This is a genomic window from Sorangium sp. So ce128, from assembly GCF_051525245.1.
GTDB lineage: Bacteria > Myxococcota_A > Polyangia > Polyangiales > Polyangiaceae > Sorangium > Sorangium cellulosum_B.
Map to the genome: position 1 here is coordinate 7,533,927 of NZ_CP150313.1, position 15,823 is coordinate 7,549,749.

General features: G+C 71.8%; 13 protein-coding genes. 9 read left to right on the forward strand and 4 right to left on the reverse strand.

Going from position 1 to position 15,823, the window contains the following annotated elements; all coding sequences use genetic code 11:
• Positions 1-89: 89 nt before the first annotated feature.
• The 6 genes from WME82_RS28525 to WME82_RS28550 all read left to right on the forward strand — a co-directional run bounded on the left by WME82_RS28525 (position 90) and on the right by WME82_RS28550 (position 6,947).
• Positions 90-1,700 carry a multicopper oxidase family protein gene (locus WME82_RS28525; protein WP_438037872.1) on the forward strand — a complete coding sequence of 537 codons (1,611 nt, stop codon included), beginning with the start codon at positions 90-92 and terminating at the stop codon, positions 1,698-1,700.
• 19 nt (positions 1,701-1,719) lie between these two features.
• Positions 1,720-2,427, forward strand: coding sequence for an SCO family protein (locus tag WME82_RS28530; protein WP_438037873.1), 708 nt, complete (start codon positions 1,720-1,722; stop codon positions 2,425-2,427).
• Positions 2,424-2,807, forward strand: a complete 384-nt coding sequence (locus WME82_RS28535; RefSeq protein ID WP_438037874.1) for a hypothetical protein — start codon at positions 2,424-2,426, stop codon at positions 2,805-2,807. Before WME82_RS28530 ends, WME82_RS28535 begins: the two co-directional genes overlap by 4 nt.
• A gap of 176 nt (positions 2,808-2,983) precedes the next feature.
• Positions 2,984-3,298, forward strand: coding sequence for a hypothetical protein (locus tag WME82_RS28540; protein WP_012237857.1), 315 nt, complete (start codon positions 2,984-2,986; stop codon positions 3,296-3,298).
• Positions 3,295-4,677, forward strand: a complete 1,383-nt coding sequence (locus tag WME82_RS28545) for a hypothetical protein (RefSeq protein ID WP_438037875.1) — start codon at positions 3,295-3,297, stop codon at positions 4,675-4,677. Before WME82_RS28540 ends, WME82_RS28545 begins: the two co-directional genes overlap by 4 nt.
• Positions 4,674-6,947: a hypothetical protein gene (locus WME82_RS28550; protein ID WP_438037876.1), complete on the forward strand. Its 2,274-nt coding sequence runs from the start codon at positions 4,674-4,676 to the stop codon at positions 6,945-6,947. The genes WME82_RS28545 and WME82_RS28550 overlap by 4 nt, the downstream gene beginning before the upstream one ends.
• A gap of 40 nt (positions 6,948-6,987) precedes the next feature.
• On the opposite strand, the gene WME82_RS28555 is transcribed toward WME82_RS28550, so the two are convergent.
• Positions 6,988-8,382 carry an RNA polymerase sigma factor gene (locus WME82_RS28555; RefSeq protein ID WP_438037877.1) on the reverse strand — a complete coding sequence of 465 codons (1,395 nt, stop codon included), beginning with the start codon at positions 8,380-8,382 and terminating at the stop codon, positions 6,988-6,990.
• A 325-nt stretch (positions 8,383-8,707) separates the two neighbouring features.
• On the opposite strand from WME82_RS28555, the gene WME82_RS28560 reads away from it, so the two are divergent.
• Both WME82_RS28560 and WME82_RS28565 read left to right on the forward strand, forming a co-directional pair.
• Entirely contained in the window at positions 8,708-9,220 is a 513-nt protein-coding gene (locus tag WME82_RS28560; RefSeq protein ID WP_437739662.1) for a hotdog fold domain-containing protein, read from the forward strand.
• 333 nt (positions 9,221-9,553) lie between these two features.
• The gene (locus WME82_RS28565) at positions 9,554-11,038 is read left to right on the forward strand and encodes a hypothetical protein (protein ID WP_438037878.1); all 1,485 of its coding nucleotides are present in this window, start codon (positions 9,554-9,556) and stop codon (positions 11,036-11,038) included.
• Positions 11,039-11,097: 59 nt separating this feature from the next.
• Here the strand turns inward: WME82_RS28565 and WME82_RS28570 are convergent, their stop codons facing one another.
• Complete coding sequence (locus tag WME82_RS28570) at positions 11,098-12,417, reverse strand: DUF5690 family protein (protein ID WP_438037879.1); 1,320 nt, start codon at positions 12,415-12,417, stop codon at positions 11,098-11,100.
• Between the two features lie 773 nt (positions 12,418-13,190).
• Positions 13,191-14,405, reverse strand: coding sequence for a hypothetical protein (locus tag WME82_RS28575; protein WP_438045023.1), 1,215 nt, complete (start codon positions 14,403-14,405; stop codon positions 13,191-13,193).
• 171 nt (positions 14,406-14,576) lie between these two features.
• Between WME82_RS28575 and WME82_RS28580 the strand changes: the two genes are divergently transcribed.
• On the forward strand, positions 14,577-14,930 hold the full coding sequence (locus WME82_RS28580) for a BON domain-containing protein (protein ID WP_438044944.1): 354 nt from the start codon (positions 14,577-14,579) through the stop codon (positions 14,928-14,930).
• A 221-nt stretch (positions 14,931-15,151) separates the two neighbouring features.
• Here the strand turns inward: WME82_RS28580 and WME82_RS28585 are convergent, their stop codons facing one another.
• The gene (locus tag WME82_RS28585; protein ID WP_438037880.1) at positions 15,152-15,787 is read right to left on the reverse strand and encodes a hypothetical protein; all 636 of its coding nucleotides are present in this window, start codon (positions 15,785-15,787) and stop codon (positions 15,152-15,154) included.
• Positions 15,788-15,823 lie beyond the last annotated feature (36 nt).

The window sequence follows — 15,823 nt, forward strand, 5'->3', positions numbered from 1 at the left end:
CTAGCAAGCTGGCCGTCACCGCCCGGAGGAACCGACAGGAGCTCATCCAGGCCGGCCTCACCCGGCGCGATCTCGTCAAGATGGGGCTCATGGCGGGCAGCGGTTACCTGGTCACCAAGAGCGGGCTGAGCGCGCGCGCCAGCGACGAGCCCGAGAGCCCGCCCACGACGCCGTGGTCTCAGCCGCTCGTCGTTCCGCCCGTCGCCTCCCCCGTCACCTTGACGCCAGCGCCGGCGGAGCTCGCCGTGACCGGGGAAGCGCCGCGGGCGGCGCACCCGTTCTGGACCCGCTTCTTGCCCCAGAAGAAGTACGAGCTCCGGGCCCAGGTGTTCCAGCACAGCTATCACCCTGAGCTGCCCTCGAACACGGCGTGGGGCTGGGGCGGCACGTTGCCGGGCACGACGATCATGGCGCGTTATGGCGAGCCGATCTCCGTGCGATTTCGCAACGAATTGCCGGCGCTCTCGGCGCACGCGGGCTTCGGCCGGCCCGAGGTCTCGACCCACCTGCACAACCTGCACACGGCGCCGCCGAGCGACGGCTTCCCCAACGATTTCTACGCCACGGGCCTGTTCAAGGATCACCATTACATCAACGCGTACGCCGGCTTCGACACGCCCGCGTACTTCCCGCTCGGCGACCCGCGCGAGGCGCTCGGCACGCTCTGGTATCACGACCACCGCGCCGATTTCACGTCGCAGAACGTCTACCGTGGCCTCGCCGGCTTCTATCTGCTCTTCGACGACGTCGACTCGGGCGACGAGGGAGACACGAGCCCGACGGCGCTCCGGCTCCCGAGCGGCGAGTACGACGTGCCGCTCCTGTTCACCGATCGGGTCTTCGACGAGGACGGCCAGATCTACTTCGACATGTTCAACTTCGACGGCATCCTGGGAGACAAGTTCCTCGTCAATGGCAAGATCCAGCCATTCTTCAAGGTCGCCCGGCGCAAGTACCGATTCCGCCTGCTCAACGGCGGGCCGTCGCGCTACTACCGGTTCTACCTGAGCAACGGGGCCAACTTCACGATCATCTCGAGCGACGGCAACCTGCTGCCGGCGCCCATCACCGCGCAGAGCGTGCGGCTCGCCGTGGCCGAGCGGGTCGACGTCATCATCGATTTCACGAACGCGGCGATCGGCAGCAACATCATCCTCGAGAACCGCCAGGCGCAGGACGACGGCCGCGGGCCGGATGAAGACATCCTGCCCGCAGGACAGGGCAATGCCGTCCTGCGCTTCGAGGTCGACCGCAACGCCCCCGACCCGAGCCAGGTGCCCGCCACCCTGCGCCAGCTGCCGCCTGTCAACCTGAGCGAGGTCGTCGCGACGCGCACGTGGGAGCTGGAGCGAACGAACGGCGCGTGGGCCATCAACGGCCAGTTCTACGACCCGAACGTCGTCCGGGCGAGCCCGACCCGAGGCACCGCCGAGATCTGGACCTTGAACAACTCGTCGGGCGGGTGGTCGCACCCGCTCCACATTCACCACGAAGAGTTCCGGATCCTCAGCATCGACGGCGCGCCGCCGCCGCCGCGCCTCGCCGGACGGAAGGACGTCATCGACGTGGGTCGACTCACGGGCTCAGAGATCCAGATCTTCATGCGGTTCCGCGATTATGTCGGGCGCTACGTGATGCACTGTCACAACACGCTCCACGAGGACCACGCCATGATGCTCCGCTGGGACATCATCCCCTGACCGGAGCTGGAGACGCCGTATGTCGAACCGTGTCCGGATGCTCCGCTGGGGCCTGTACGCGCTGTGCGCGCTCGCCCCGGCGGCCTACGTCTTGGCCAGCGAGGGGCTCCCGGCGAAGCCGCGGGCGGTGGCGCGCTTCGCGCCCAACCGGGGCGGCTTCGGCGCCGACTACTTTCCCGAGGTGACGCTGCGCACCCACGAGGGAAAGGAGGTTCGCCTCTATGACGACCTCCTCAAGGACAAGGTCGTCGTCATCAACTTCATGTATGCGCGCTGCGAGGGGATCTGCCCGGGCACCACCGCCAACCTGCGCAGGGTGCAAAACAGGCTCGGGGACGCGGTCGGCCGCGACGTCTTCATGTACTCGTTCACCCTCAAGCCCGAAGAAGACACGCCCGACGTGCTGCGCACGTACGCGGCGGCCCACGGCGTCAAGCCGGGCTGGCTCTTCCTGACAGGGAGCGCCGGCGATCTCGATCTCGTGCGGCGCAAGCTCGGCTTCGTCGACCCCGATCCGGAGATCGACGGGAGCGCATCATCCCATATCGGCGTGGTCCTGTACGGGAACGTGGCCCACCAGCAGTGGGCCGCGTGCCCCTGCCTGACGAACCCCGACGTCATGCTGGAGCAGATCCTCTGGATGCTCCCGCAAGAAAAGCGCCCTGGCATCGGCGTCGCGCCCCGCGCGCCCGCCGAGGTCAGCCAGCTGCCGCCGGTCCACCCGTGACGCCGCGCCGACTCGCCCTCGCGAGGCTCGCGCTCGCCCCGCTGATGACCGTCCTCGCCTGCCGCGGCGGAGGCGAGGACGGCGCCCGCTATCACAGCCGGGGCGTGCTCCGCAACATCGCGTATCCGGACGGTCAGCGGGTCTTGCTCATCCATCACGAGCCGATCCCCGACTTCGTGAGCCGCGACGGCCGCAAGAAGGGCATGGCCTCGATGGCGATGCCGTTCGGCGTCGCCCGAGAGGTGTCGCTCGATGGCCTGGCGCTCGACGACACGATCGAGTTCACGTTCGTCGTCGACTGGGAGCGGTACCCGACGTCGCTCGTCACCGACCTCAAGGCGCTGCCGCCCGGCACGCCGCTGCAGACATCGCCTCCCTGACGCGCGCCGCGCGAAGCGCTCCCTCGCGTTGCGGGAAGCGGGTATGCTCGCCGCCGCGTTGGAGGGATGGCGCCGAGCACCAGCGAGAGCCCGCGCTCCGGCGCGACCCGCGGCCACGGAGCCGGCGCTCCGCGGCCCGGAACGCCGCCCCCCGCTGCTCGCCAGGAGAGAGCTCCATGACCAGCACCGTTGACAAGAGCGACGTGTTCCTCATCCCGATGCCCGGCAAGCGCGTGGCGCGCATCCCCGTCGCGGTCCTCGAGCGCTACCTCGACGAGGCCACGCGCGTCGTGCACGACCCCGCCGAGCCGGAGAGCGACGTGACCGCCCACGGGATGTCCGTCGACCCCGCGACGGGCGCGAGCGTCTGGCACACCGAGTGGGAGCTCGGCCCTTGCGACTACACCGACGAGAGCGGGTTCCCGCAGAGCGCCTACGCCTGGCACCGCCACCCGCTCGGGACCGAGTACACCGAGATCTACCAGAAGTGAGCGCGCCCCGGCCGGCCGTGCCCCGCTCCTGCCCGCGCGCGCCTCGCGCGCCTCGCGCGCTCCACACGACAGCTCGCCTGCGCCGACCGAGCGCGCCGCTCCTCGCGGCGGCCGCCGGCGCGCTCCTCCTCGCCTCGCTCGCCTCGGCCTGCATCGAGCGCGGCTACCCCCTCGCCGGGAGCGGGCAGGTCGAGCTCCGCGCCGACGTCGCCGGGCCGCTGTTCGCCGCCGACACGCTCGACGAGGCGGGCAAGCCGGTGCTGCCCCGCCAGAGCCCCTGGCGGACCGCGGTCTCGCTCAAGCTGACCGAGGCGAACGAGCCGGCGTACGGCGGCTACGTCGAGGTCCGCGCCGTCCCGAGCGAGGCGCTCGCGCTGCACCCCGTGGAACGCGACCAGGAAAACGGGGCCTCGTGCGGCCTGAAGGACGGCGCGTTCCGCTGCACCGCCGGAACCCAGGGCTACGCCCGCTTCACCGCCGCCTCGGAGGGCGACTGGTCCGGCGAGGCGCGGCTCGTCGTCTCGTGGGCCGACCGCACCGAGGAGCTCCCGATCACGATCCTCCCCGCGGGCTTGCCGGAGGACGCCACCAACTTCGCGCTCATCGCGGGGGGCCTCGGCGACAGCGACCGGGTGCTCGCGACCTACGTCCCCCTCATGTGCACGATCGGCCCCCTGCCGGACGATCTCGGCGCCACCTGGCGGCCAGGCGCGATCCGGGCGCGCGAGGCGCGCGTCCGCGCGTCGCCTCCCCTGGACGCGCCGGGCGTCGTGGAGCACGCGCCGGTGATCATCGAGTCGCTGCACAGCGAGGCCGCCCTCTCGCTCACCCCCGATTGCCTAGAGCGGACCTCACGCCTGCGCGTGCTGCTCGGCGCGACCGGGGAGAGCCCGCCCTTCATCCTGTGCTTCAGCGACCTCGGCGGCGAGGTGAAGATCGCCGTGAGCTCGGGGCAGAAGGCGCTCGACCCGATCCCCTCGCTCACCGTCGACCCCGAGCCGCGCCTGCTCCGCGTGCGCGCCCTCCGGAGCGTCGTCGCCGCGGGGACGCCCGGCGATCTCTTCGAGGTGAGCGCCTACAACGCCGAGCGCGTGCGCATCGCCGTCCCCGTCGACCTGACCGTCGGCGACGACCAGGTGATCGCGCTCGGCGAGGCGTCGGTGACCCTGCGCGGCGAGGACAGCGAGGCGACGATCATCCAGGGCGTCGCTGTCGCGCCGGGGACGACGACGCTCCGTGTGACGCCCCGCCTGCTCGCGAGCCCGGAGTGCTCCTCCGAGCCCATCACCGTCACGCCGGAGCCAAAGCCGGAAGAGGACGCCGAAACGGAGACTGAGCCGGAGCCCGAGCCGGGCGCCGGAGGGGGAGGCTCGCCGTGAGCGCACGCAGATCCGCCATGTTCCTGTCGGCCGTGGCGCTCGCGCTCGCGATCGCCGCGCCCGCCACCGCGCCGGCGCAGGACGATCCCGAGACGGACACCGGGGAGACCGGAGACGAGGAGACGCCGGAGCCGGCCACCTCCCTGAGGCGCCCGACCGACGCGGCGCCGATGGCCGTCCCCGCCGACTTCGGCGGCAGCCTGCAGGTCGTGCGCGCGCCGGCGGGCACGGCCAGCGCCGCTTCGTCGGCCGGCGGGCCGGAGATCTTCCCGGACGCGCGCCGCGTCTGGATGAGCGTCCGCGACACCGATCCGGTCCCGATCGAGGCCGCGCGCCGCGGCGGCCGCTGGCTGTGCAGCGGCGGCGGCTGCGCCGCGCAGACCGGCGATCCCGGGCAGAGCCCGATCGGCGACCAGATGCTGCGCTCGATCAAGCTCCAGACCCCGACGCTGCCCCTGCCGCTCACGGTGTGGGGGCGGCTCACCGAGGACGGCCAGCGCCTGCTCGACTTCGACCCGGTGCTGCTCGGCCGCCGCTCGTACCGGCACGTCTGCGCCTACCGCCCGGTCGCCGACGCCCCGCGGTCTCCCGTGGGCGCGCCCGCCGCGACGGCCGCGCCGTCGCCGCTGTCGCCGCTGTCGTCCGATCGCGTGGACGTCTGCCGCGACGGCCGGCCCGAGCCGCCGCCGGCCGACGCGGGCGAGCTCACGCTGGGCATGCAGTGGCCGAAGCAGTCGGAGATGGCCGATTTCCACTACCTCGCCATCGTCGACAGCTGCGGCAACGCCCGGGTGCAGCCGTTCCAGCGCACGTTCACCGTGCCGGTCCTCGAGGTCGCCTCGGGCGGCTGCGGGCGCCCCGATGGCAAGGTCCTCCGCGTCTTCCCGGGCGGCGGCTGGCTCCGGGTCACCGCCTTCAACCTTCACGCGCCCGCGGCGGCCAACGTCGTCAACGCGACGTACCGGGTCACCATCCCGCCCCTCGAGAACCTCGTCGAGTCGAACCCGGCGCGGCTCCTCTTCCCCGATCCGCTCGCCGACGACCTGAAGGTCGACTGCGGCCCCACGCCGATCGCGCCCCGCGCGGATGCCGGGAGCCTCCCGCCGCCCGGGAGCGCCCGTCCGCCCGGGCCGCGGGCGGCGTCCCCTGCCCCGCCGGCGGGCCGGGTACCTGCGCGCGCGAATGGACAGCCCCAGGGCGGCGCAGGCGCCGGCCGGCGGCCCTCGACGGCGGCGCAGGCCGGTCCGACGGCGCAGCCCGGCGCGGTGGAGCAGGCCCCGCCTCCGGCGCAGGCCCAGCCGCCAGCCGGGCTGCCGCCTCCTCGCCGGGCGCCCGACGTGGATCCATCGCGCCCCGGGCCACAACCGCTCGCGCACGGCGCGGTCGTCATCTCGCCGGCGCCGCTCCGGCTGGGCAACTGCCGGATCCGGCTGACGGGCCAGGCCAAGCACCGGCTCGTGGCGCCGCTCGCGCTCCATGTCTCGCTGACGCGCACCGATCAGATGCGGAGCGGCACGCCGATCGAGCTCCTCCAGAACGGCACGTGGATCGTCACGCCGAGCAGCGCGGAGTTCGCGCTCCCGCCGCTCGCGGAGGACTTCGACGGGGACGCGCGGCTCCGGCTGGCCGTCTACAGCGATCCGCTGAGCCCGCAGGGCAAGGTGGTGCTCGTCTCCGACGCGGGCCGCGTCGCGAGCTCGCTGCGCTCGAACGAGCCCGGCGAGCCGGAGCGCGCCCGGCGCCTCGTGGGATCGGTGGCGATCCACTCGGTCCCGCTGTGCGGCGAGGACAACTTCCAGACGCTCGAGGCCGCGGGGACCTGCTTCCGCGCGTACCTCACCGTCCCGGCGATGCTGGCGACGCTGCAGGTCACCCGCGCGCCGTGGGTGGAGAAGCCCCTCGTCACGCGGAGCGTGCTCAGCGCCGTCGGCGTCGCGCTAGCGATCGACCGCTACGACCCGGTGGAGCGCCGGGCCTTCCCGATCGCGGCGCAGCTCGGCGGCTTCGTGCAGACGCTCGGCGAGGGGCGGGTCGGCCTCCTCGGCTACGTCGGCGTCGCGCCGACGATCCCCATCCTCGGCTCGGGCGGCAACACCACGTCGTTCGGCTTCCTGGCGGGGCTCGGGCTCGAGTACATCACCAACGACGCCGGGCCCGACGAGGGGCTCAAGCCCGCCGCGTTCGTGTCCGCGGTCGTGCAGGTGGGCCAGGCCGCCCCGCAGGTCTCCACGAGCGGCCGGGCGAGCTTCGGCACCTACGCCGGCGACTGAGCCGCCGCGGCGCGGGGCGCGCGGCGGCCCGGTCGCCCGCTCACCGGGGGTTCAGGATCATGTCCAGCTCCTCGATCGCCTGCCGCTGGATCGCGGTATCGAGCCGCACCTCCTCGAGCAGGGCGCGCGCCTCCGGGTAACGCCTCGCGATCACGAACGCCCGGATCCAGAGCACCTTGCGCTCCGACGCGAAGAGGGTGTTCGGCATCTCGCGCTCGTAGCGCTGGAGCGCCGCGGTCGCCCGGTCCGGATCGCGCGCCTGCAGCGCCTCGGTGACCGCGTCGAACAGGGCGATGTCGTGATTGCTGCCGGGCCCGTCGATCTCGATCTTGAGCTTCTCGATCGTCTCGGCGGCGACCGGCGCCGGCGAGCGCTCCCCCCGGTCGCGCGGCGGCACGCGCGCGCGCCGCTGGGCCGGGGGGCTCGGCCGCGGCGCCTCGACGGGCGCCGGGGCCGCCGGCGGCGCGACGGGCGGCGCCGGCGGCTCGGCGGGCCGGCGCGGCGGCATGGCGGCGATGAGCGCGGGCACGACGTGCCTCACCTCCTGCGGAGGCGGCGGCTCCGGGGCCTGGAGCGCGAGCCATGCCGCCCCCGTGACCGCCGCCGCCGTGGCGGCGACGGGCGCGGCCACGCCCAGGGTCGGCACCTGGACGAGCTTCGCGAGGCCCTTGAGCCACGCCGCTGCGTCGCTCAGCGCCTGGCCGACGCCCCCGGCGGCGTTCCCGGCGCTGCCCGCCTTGAGCGCCCCCACCGACTCCTGCACGCCGCGGAGGATCGAGACCCGGACGTCGTCGGGCACGCGCGGCGAGATCCGCGCGGTGGCGAGGAGCGCCGCCAGATCCAGGGGCAACACGAGGCGAAAGCCCTCCCTCTTCCGGTCCTCGCGCCGGCGCTTCAGGACGATGTCGTGGAACAGGCGGATGGCGCGCGCGCGCCACTTGTACGCGGTGGACAGCGGGATGCCGCGCTGCTGCGCGAGATCCGCCATCGGGGTGCTGTGGAGATCGTGCCCGACCAGGATCCAGTGCGCGTCGGCGTCGAGCTGCTGCATGAGCTCCAGCACGACGAGCCGCTCCTGATCCGAGATCAGCAGCTCTTCCGAGGTCTTGGAGGGGTCGACGAGGGGAGGGAGCTCATCGTCGGGCACGAGCTCTTCGTAGCGGTGCTGGGCCCGCTGCAGGTAGTGCGAGGCCGTGTGGACCGTGATCCTGTTCAGCCAGCGCTCGGGCCGGGAGATCTCGGGATTGTATTTGTTGAAGCTGAGGTACGCCGCGAACAGGACCTCCTGCGCGAGGTCCTTGCGATCGCGCAGCGGGACCCCCAGGCCCGTCAGCCAGCGCCCTACGAGCGCGGAGGTTTGCTCACGAAAGAGAAGCTCGAAAGCGCGCTCTTTCTCGGGTGGGCCACCTTGGCCCGGACGTCGAGGTCTTGTCATACACAAGTCCAGTTCCGGGCACGGACGGGAGATTGCCGCCCGAAGCAGGCCATGCGCGACGGACGGGGGGCCCGGACGGCTGCTCACGGGCGTCCGGAGCCCGGAAATGCCGCAGAATCCTCGCGAAAACGGGGGCGCCAGGGCGCTCCGGAGCCATCCGATTATCGAATATCATTCTGAAGTACAATTCATGCTGGGAATGAATCATGCTGCGCCCAGGTCGCGGCGCGAGGAGGCGCCGGGACGCACCGGCTCGCCGGGGATTCCGGGTGCGTCCGCGCGCGACTCGAGGCAGGCTGGCGCCCCCGCCCGGCGGATCCAGCGCATGAAGCTCACCGACTTCTCTCTCGCATCGATCGCGGCGAGCTCGCGCCGCAACACCATCCGCGACGTCTGGGACAAGCTGAGCCTCCTGCCAGGGGGCAAGCGCCTGTTCAGCCGGCTCATCGGCGCGATGGCCCCGTACACGGGGACGATCCGCGCCGAGGTCGAGGTCCTCGAGCGCGGCCGCGCGGAGGTGTCGATGCGCGACCGGCCGGGGCTGCGCAACCACCTCCGCTCGGTGCACGCCGTCGCGCTCGTCAACCTCGCCGAGCTCACCGGCAACACGGCGCTGTCCTACGCGCTGCCCGATGACGCCCGGTTCATCGTCGCGGGCCTCTCGATCGAGTACGTGAAGAAGGCGCGCGGGACGATCCGCGCCGTCTGCGAGTGCCCTCTCCCGGAGACCAGCGAGCGCAGGGAGTACGATATCCCGGTGAGCCTGCGCGACGCGACGGGGGCCGAGGTCGCCCGCGCCGTCCTCCGCAGCCTCGTCGGTCCGAAGAAGCACCCCTGAGCTCGGCGCCGCGCCGCCCTACGGAGCCCCCCGGCGCTCCCTACCCCTGCATTCCGGCAAAGCGCCACGCGCCGGAGCCCCCCTGTACTCCAAAGCACATGCGCTACGGCGGAGCCCTAAGCTCCGGAGCAGACGTGTGCTCCAAAGCACTTTGCGGGCCAGAGCAATCCTGTGCTTCGGAGCAATCCTGTGCCCGCAAGCACACGGGGAGCTCAGCTGTCGCCTGACCTCCCCTGAAGCGTCTCACCCCGTCCCACACCGAGCCAGAGCGCGGACAGAGGGTTCGAGTCAACGCGCTCGACAAAGCGCTTCCAGGGTGTTTCGATTCTTCTCATGAGGAACCGGTCAACGATGGTGGCGCTCGCCGCGACGGGGATCAGCGTGATCTTCGCGGCGTGCGGGGGGGCCGATGGCTCGGTCTCCGCCGGCGGAGCCGGCGGAGCGGGTGCCGGGGCCAACACGGGGACAGGCCCGGGGAATGGCTCGGGGAATGGCCCGGGAACAGGCGGGGAGACGAGCACCGGATATGGCACCGACGGGCCTGGAGAGATCACCACCGGGCCCAGCAGCGGCGCCGGAGAGGGCGCCGGCGGCGAGGCGTCGTGCGCGGGGGAGACGAAGACGGCGGAGCTCGTGCCGCTCGACCTCTACATCATGCTCGACGCGTCGGGGTCGATGGATGACGAGCTCGCGACGCGCGACACCAAGTGGGAAGCCGTGACCGACGCGCTCAAGGCCTTCTTCACCGACCCCAAGTCGGAGGGGCTCGGCGTCGGGCTCCAGTACTTCCCTCTGATGAACGCCGACGTGCCCGCGAGCTGTACGACCCACGAGCAGTGCGGCGACAGCGGGCCGTGCGCGCTCCGGGCCTGTCGCAGCTCGTTCTCCACCTCCACGGGCATCCAGATCTGCGTCGAGGACGCGGACTGCTCGGACGGCGACGAGTGCATCGACATCGGCGTGTGCTCCCAGAGCCGCGAGATCTGCGATCTGATCGGCGAGCGCTGCGACGGCCGCGCGGGCACGTGCTACCGGGTGTCCCGGAGCACCTGCGCGCACCCCTACTCGTGCATCACCGAGGACTACGCGACGCCCGCCGTGTCGATCGCGCCGCTCGACGCCGCCTGGGCCGACGAGCTCATCGGGTCGATCGGCCGGACATTTCCCGACGGAGGCACGCCCACCGCCGGCGCCCTGTCCGGCGCGATCGCCCAGGCCCGGGCCCACGCCGAGGCGAACCCGACCCACAGGGTCGTCACCGTGCTCGCCACCGACGGGATGCCCACCGAGTGCAATCCCACGTCCGCCGACGGCATCGCGGAGATCGCGGCCGAGGGGCTGAGCGGCTCGCCGAGCATCTCGACCTTCGTCATCGGCGTCTTCAACGGGGACGACGTGGGCGCCCAGGCCACGATGAACCGCATCGCCGAGGGCGGCGGGACGACGTCGGCCTACTTCATCGACACGAGCTCCGACGTGACGCAGGCGTTCCTCGATGCGCTCAGCGAGATCCGCGGGACGAGCCTCGCGTGCGAGTACCAGGTCCCGGCGCCGTCCGCCGGGCAGACGCTCGATTACGGGACGCTCAACGTCCAGCACACGCCGCCGGAGGGCGCCGACCCGTCGACCATCTTCTACGTGGCCAGCGAGGCGCGCTGCGACGCGACCGCCGGCGGCTGGTACTACGACGTCGACCCCACGACCGGCGGCACGCCGACGAAGATCGTGATGTGCCCCGCGACCTGCACCCACTTCCAGGCGGGCGGGCAGGTCCAGCTCCAGGTCGGCTGCAAGACCGAGATCCCGCCGATCAACTGAGCCCTTCCCCCACGCTCGCCCGCGCCGCTCGCCTGCGCGACCGGCAGCGGGCGGCGCGCTCATGCGTCGAGCGCCGCGGGCCGCGCCGTGGCGGACGGGCCGCGGGTGCGCAGCCAGAAGTACGCCGCGGATGCGGCGAACAGGGCCCCGCAGACGAACGCGGTCGCGTAGCTGAAGCCGAGGAAGAACTCGAGCCACGAGCGCTTCGCCTGGCCAAAGCTCTTGTAGAGCAGGAGCGCCACGCTCCCGAGGTAGCCGAAGGCGTCGGCCGCGGTGATCAGGAATCCCGCCGTCGCCACCGAGCCCACGGCCGCGATGAGCCGGTCGAAGAGGACGCAGTTGTACGGGACGTACCCCACGTAGAGCCCGAGCCCGACGCTGATCATCCAGGCGACGGGGCCGATGACGCCCGCCTGGTAGAGCGCGGTGCTCAGCCCCGCGAGCGCCGCCCCGGCGACCATGACGCCGTGGATCGCGACGAGCGCCGCGCGGTTGTTGCGGATGCCGATCATCACCGCGACCGAGAGGAGCGCGCCGATCGCCACGGGGATCTCGGCCGTCGTCAGGATGGCCGGCTGGTCGGTGTAGCCGAGGGCGTCCCAGATCTCGCGGGCGAAGTTGTCCCGGAAATCGCGGTAAGCGGTGAGGACGACGTAGCCGAGGACGAGGGTGGCGAGCCCGCCCGCGTTCGCGAGGACGAACGCGCGCCGCGCGGCGCGGTCCATGGGCGCGCGCCGGGTCCGGAGCGCCTCGTCGTCCACCGAGGGCGGCGGGATCTGCGCGAGCATCCACACCGAGAGGAGCAGCGGCGGGAAGAAGAGGGCCCCCGTCACCGCGGGCATCCACACCTCCGGGACCCCCCAGCCGAGCGTGATTTTGCCAACGGTCTTTACGAAGCCGCTCGCGACGATGAAGCTGGCGCAGAGGCCGGCGCCGAGCAGATCGCTCACGCGGCGCCCCTCGAGGAAGCCGAAGACGAGCCCCCAGACCATGCCGAGGGGCAGGCCGTTCAGCACCAGGAAGACGGCGGCGTACGGGGCCGGCGTGAGCCCGAACAGGACGAGCGCGACCTCGCTCACCCCGATGCACGCGAGGATGGCGAGCGCGCGCCGCTCGGGCGGCATCTCGGAGACGACCTTGATGCCAAGGAACTTGGAGGCGCAGTACCCGAGCACCTGGGCGATGATGTAGAGGCTCTTCAGATCGAGCGCGGGGAGCAGCGGCAGCGCGACCATCCCCTTGTAGGAGCCGACCGCGAACGGCTTGCGGAAGGCGTACATGCAGAAGTAGGTCGCGAACGCGGCGATCACGGCGAAGGCCGTGAACACCGGCGCAGGGGCTCGCTCGAGCCATTTCGTCACGCTTCGCTGGGCCGGCATGGGAGCTCCGAGGAAGGCGCGAGGGTAATCGCGGCCGCGCGGCGCGCGCATGGATTTTCGGTGAGGAGCGGGCCGGGCTCCCGCCCGCACACGAACACGCGAACCGCGGATCTCGCCGTGGCCTGCCGAGCGTCCGGCCGGTATGCCGCGATGGTCACATTTTTCGCCTTCCGCCCTGCTCTTTCTTCTCCCGCCTCGTGTCGCGGCTCGCCCCTCGTCGCTCCGCTTTTCGGTCCTCGCTCTTCGTCTCTCGCGCCTTTCGTGGGGCGCCCGCGAGCGTGCGGCGTTCGAGGAAGCTCATCGACAATCGATGAGGCGGGCTCATCCGTGGCGCCATGAGGCGGGCTCATCCGCAGAGCCATGGTCGAGCTCGGGTGCTCGGAAATCAACATCTCGGTGAGAAACGCCGCCGCGCAACACGGAAAGTCATGTGACATCGTCCGTCGGCTCCCGAGCCACGCTCAGGGGAGGCCCTAATTCATGATGTCGTCACTGTGGCACAACGTCTCTGTGAGACGCTTTGGTCGCTCCGGCATGGGGCGCATTGCACCTCGCAGCGGGGCCTGACGGGGCGAAATCTTCCTGAAAACGGAGCGAAATACCGCCCTCGCCGTCCTGGAACACCCCTTGCGATGTCGGATCGCGCCGGGGCGTCGGGGCCCTGGATCTTCAGGCCACGCGGCGCCGGACAGGCACGCACGACAGGCGGCCCGATACGGCTGTCCTCCCGCACGCTCGTGCGTCGCCCCAATGTGGACCGAGCGTCGGCTGGATCACCGGAGAGGAGCGGCCCAGTTTCGCTGCCGTGTCGCTCTTCTCGCAAGAAAGGCGGAGGAGTCATGCCGAATCGTCAGGGATGGATCGACGAGGAACATAACGATGGGCCGGGGCGCGACGACGAGCGGTTTGGGCCAACCCAGGGTCAGCGAGGAGACGAGCGATATCGTGGCGAGCGCGGAGCCAGCGGGGATGCTAGTTACGGGCATCGTGGCAACTACGAGCAAGTCCTCCAGCGAGACGATCGGCGCCCTTCCCGCGGAGGTCACGATGATTTCCGCGGTCGCTCCGATCAGCGAGAGTCTGTCGGACGCGGCTACGAGGGCGAGCGCGGCGGCGAGGGCGACCCGAGCTGGCGCGGCTACGGCGGCGAACGCGCCTGGGAGGGCCGACAGGATCGCGGCTGGGGGCAGCGCGAGGTCGCCCAGCGTAAGGACTGGGGCGGCCAGCGTGATGACTTCCAGCGAGGAGGTCGCGACGATCTTGACGCCAGGCGCGGCTACGGCGGCGGCCAGGGCGGCTTCGGCGGCGGCCAGGGCGGCTTCGGTGGCGGCCAGGGCGGTCACGGCGGCCAAGGTCACTTCGGCGGCGGCCAGGGCGGCTACGGCGGCCAAGGCGGCTTCGGCGGCGGCCAAGGCGGTTACGGCGGCGGCCAGGGCGGATTCGGCGGCGGCCAGGGCGGCTTCGGTGGCGGCCAGGGCGGCTTCGGTGGACAGGGCCACTTCGGCGGCTACGGCGGAGAGGGATTCGGCCGCGGCCAGGGCGGATTCGCCGGTGGCCAGGGCGTCTATGGCGATGAGGGCGGACAGGGCCGCTTCGGCGGACAGGGCCGCTTGGGCGAACAGGGTGGCTTCGGCGGACAGGGCCACTTCGGCGGACAGGGTGGCTTCGGCGGCAGCCAGGGCGGTTATGGCGCCGGTCAGGGCCACTTCGGTGGCCAGGGTGGATTCGGCGGCCAGGTTGGCCAGGGCGGCTTCGGCGGACAGGGCCGCTTCGGCGGCGGCCAGGGCAGTGAGGGCGGCCTCGGAGGCCAGGGTGGATTCGGTGGCCAGGGTGGATCTGGTGGCGGCCAGGGCGGCTTCGGTCGCCAGGGAGGCCTGGGCGGAGACCAGCACGAAGGATACGGAGCCCGCGGCGGCCTCCGGCAGTGGGCCGACGACGAGCGCGGCTGGAACGAGCGGCCAGGACAGCAACGCGGGTACGAAGGCCACGAGTCGTCCTTCGGCGGCCATCAAGGCCCTTCCCCTCAGCCCTACGGCGGACAGGGATCCGGCGGACAGGCCCCAGGCGGCCGCAGCTTCCTCCAGACCGTTCGACAGGGCGGCGGGCTTGGCGGTTCGCGTGGTCGCCCGCCCAAGGGGTACAAGCGCTCGGACGAGCGGATCCGCGAGGATATCTGCGACCAGATCTCCGATCAACCGGACCTCGACGCGAGCGACGTCGAGGTGAAGGTGCAGAGCGGCGAGGTCGTCCTCTCCGGGACCGTCCGCGAGCGTCGCTTCAAGCACCAGCTGGAGGCGCTCGCCGAGCGGATCTCGGGCGTGGTCGACGTGCGGAACGAGATCCGGCTCTACCGCGAGCAGCAGCAGGGCGAGGTGAGGACGAGCGCGGGGTTGTCGTCGAGCGAGCGCGCGGCTGCGAGCACGAGCGGCGTCACCGCGGGCTCCGCGACCTCCATCGGCGCGACGTCGCCCCCGGAGACGAAGAACAACGAGTCGCGCCGGAACGCCTCCTGAGAGTTCCACCGAGCTCCACGTCAACGGGGCTCATCGCGATCTGAAGTCGCACGCCGACCCAAAGACGCACGCGCCGCGCGCTCGTCCCCTGAGGTTCGTCTGGCGAGGGCCTCGCAATCGCGAGATCGCGGGGCCTTCGTCGTGTCCTTGGGCGACACGGTACCCGGTCGTGCGCCGGGGGGACGAGAGAGGCCGTCAGACCCCTTCGTCCCGAGGCAGGCTCAGGGGAGCTCCTCGATGTCCGAGGGCACCCGCGGGTTCACCTCGTAGTGATCGAGGAACTGACCGCTGAACCCGGTGATCTCCACGTCGTCCCCCGGGGCGACGCCGCTCACGTCGATGCCGGTCCCGGCATAGACGAACACAGTGACCGCGCCCGAGCCGTCGTCGACGTGGAACCGATAGCCATACTCCCCGTCGTCGAAGACCTCGTCCACCACCGTGCCTCCGATGCGGACGAGGGTCCCCTCGGAATCCTCGCCCACGTCGCCCGTGTCGATGGGCTTCGCCGGGTGGACTGGATGGCAGCCGGAGACGGCGATGTTCGTGGGCTGGACGCCGAGGACCTGGCCGTAGCTGTTCGCCACCGTGCCGGTCACCACGACCTCCTGGCCGAGCGCATAGCTCCCGCCCAGCGCGTCGTGGATATAGATCCCCGAGGGCCCACGCTGGATGGCGAACCCCTGGTCGTTGGGCGCGAACGCGCCCGAGGGGACAGACACGACGCCCTTGACAGTGACGACCGTCCCCTCGGGCTGCGCCCGCGCGAACCGGATCGAGTTGCCCGCCGCGGACAGGGGCCCGGCGGTGATCAAGACAGCGATGAACGCGGCGGCGCCGCGGAAGAATGTACGCATGAAGATCTCCTTGATGGTCGCCCGGCCGGGTGGGCA

Coding starts and splice junctions, on each gene's coding strand:
- WME82_RS28530 (WP_438037873.1), top strand. CDS start 1,720: ATGTCGAACCGTGTCCGGATGCTCCGCTGGGGCCTGTACGCGCTGTGC.
- WME82_RS28525 (WP_438037872.1), top strand. CDS start 90: ATGGCGGGCAGCGGTTACCTGGTCACCAAGAGCGGGCTGAGCGCGCGC.
- WME82_RS28570 (WP_438037879.1), bottom strand. CDS start 12,417: ATGCCGGCCCAGCGAAGCGTGACGAAATGGCTCGAGCGAGCCCCTGCG.
- WME82_RS28540 (WP_012237857.1), top strand. CDS start 2,984: ATGACCAGCACCGTTGACAAGAGCGACGTGTTCCTCATCCCGATGCCC.
- WME82_RS28565 (WP_438037878.1), top strand. CDS start 9,554: ATGAGGAACCGGTCAACGATGGTGGCGCTCGCCGCGACGGGGATCAGC.
- WME82_RS28585 (WP_438037880.1), bottom strand. CDS start 15,787: ATGCGTACATTCTTCCGCGGCGCCGCCGCGTTCATCGCTGTCTTGATC.
- WME82_RS28560 (WP_437739662.1), top strand. CDS start 8,708: ATGAAGCTCACCGACTTCTCTCTCGCATCGATCGCGGCGAGCTCGCGC.
- WME82_RS28555 (WP_438037877.1), bottom strand. CDS start 8,382: ATGACAAGACCTCGACGTCCGGGCCAAGGTGGCCCACCCGAGAAAGAG.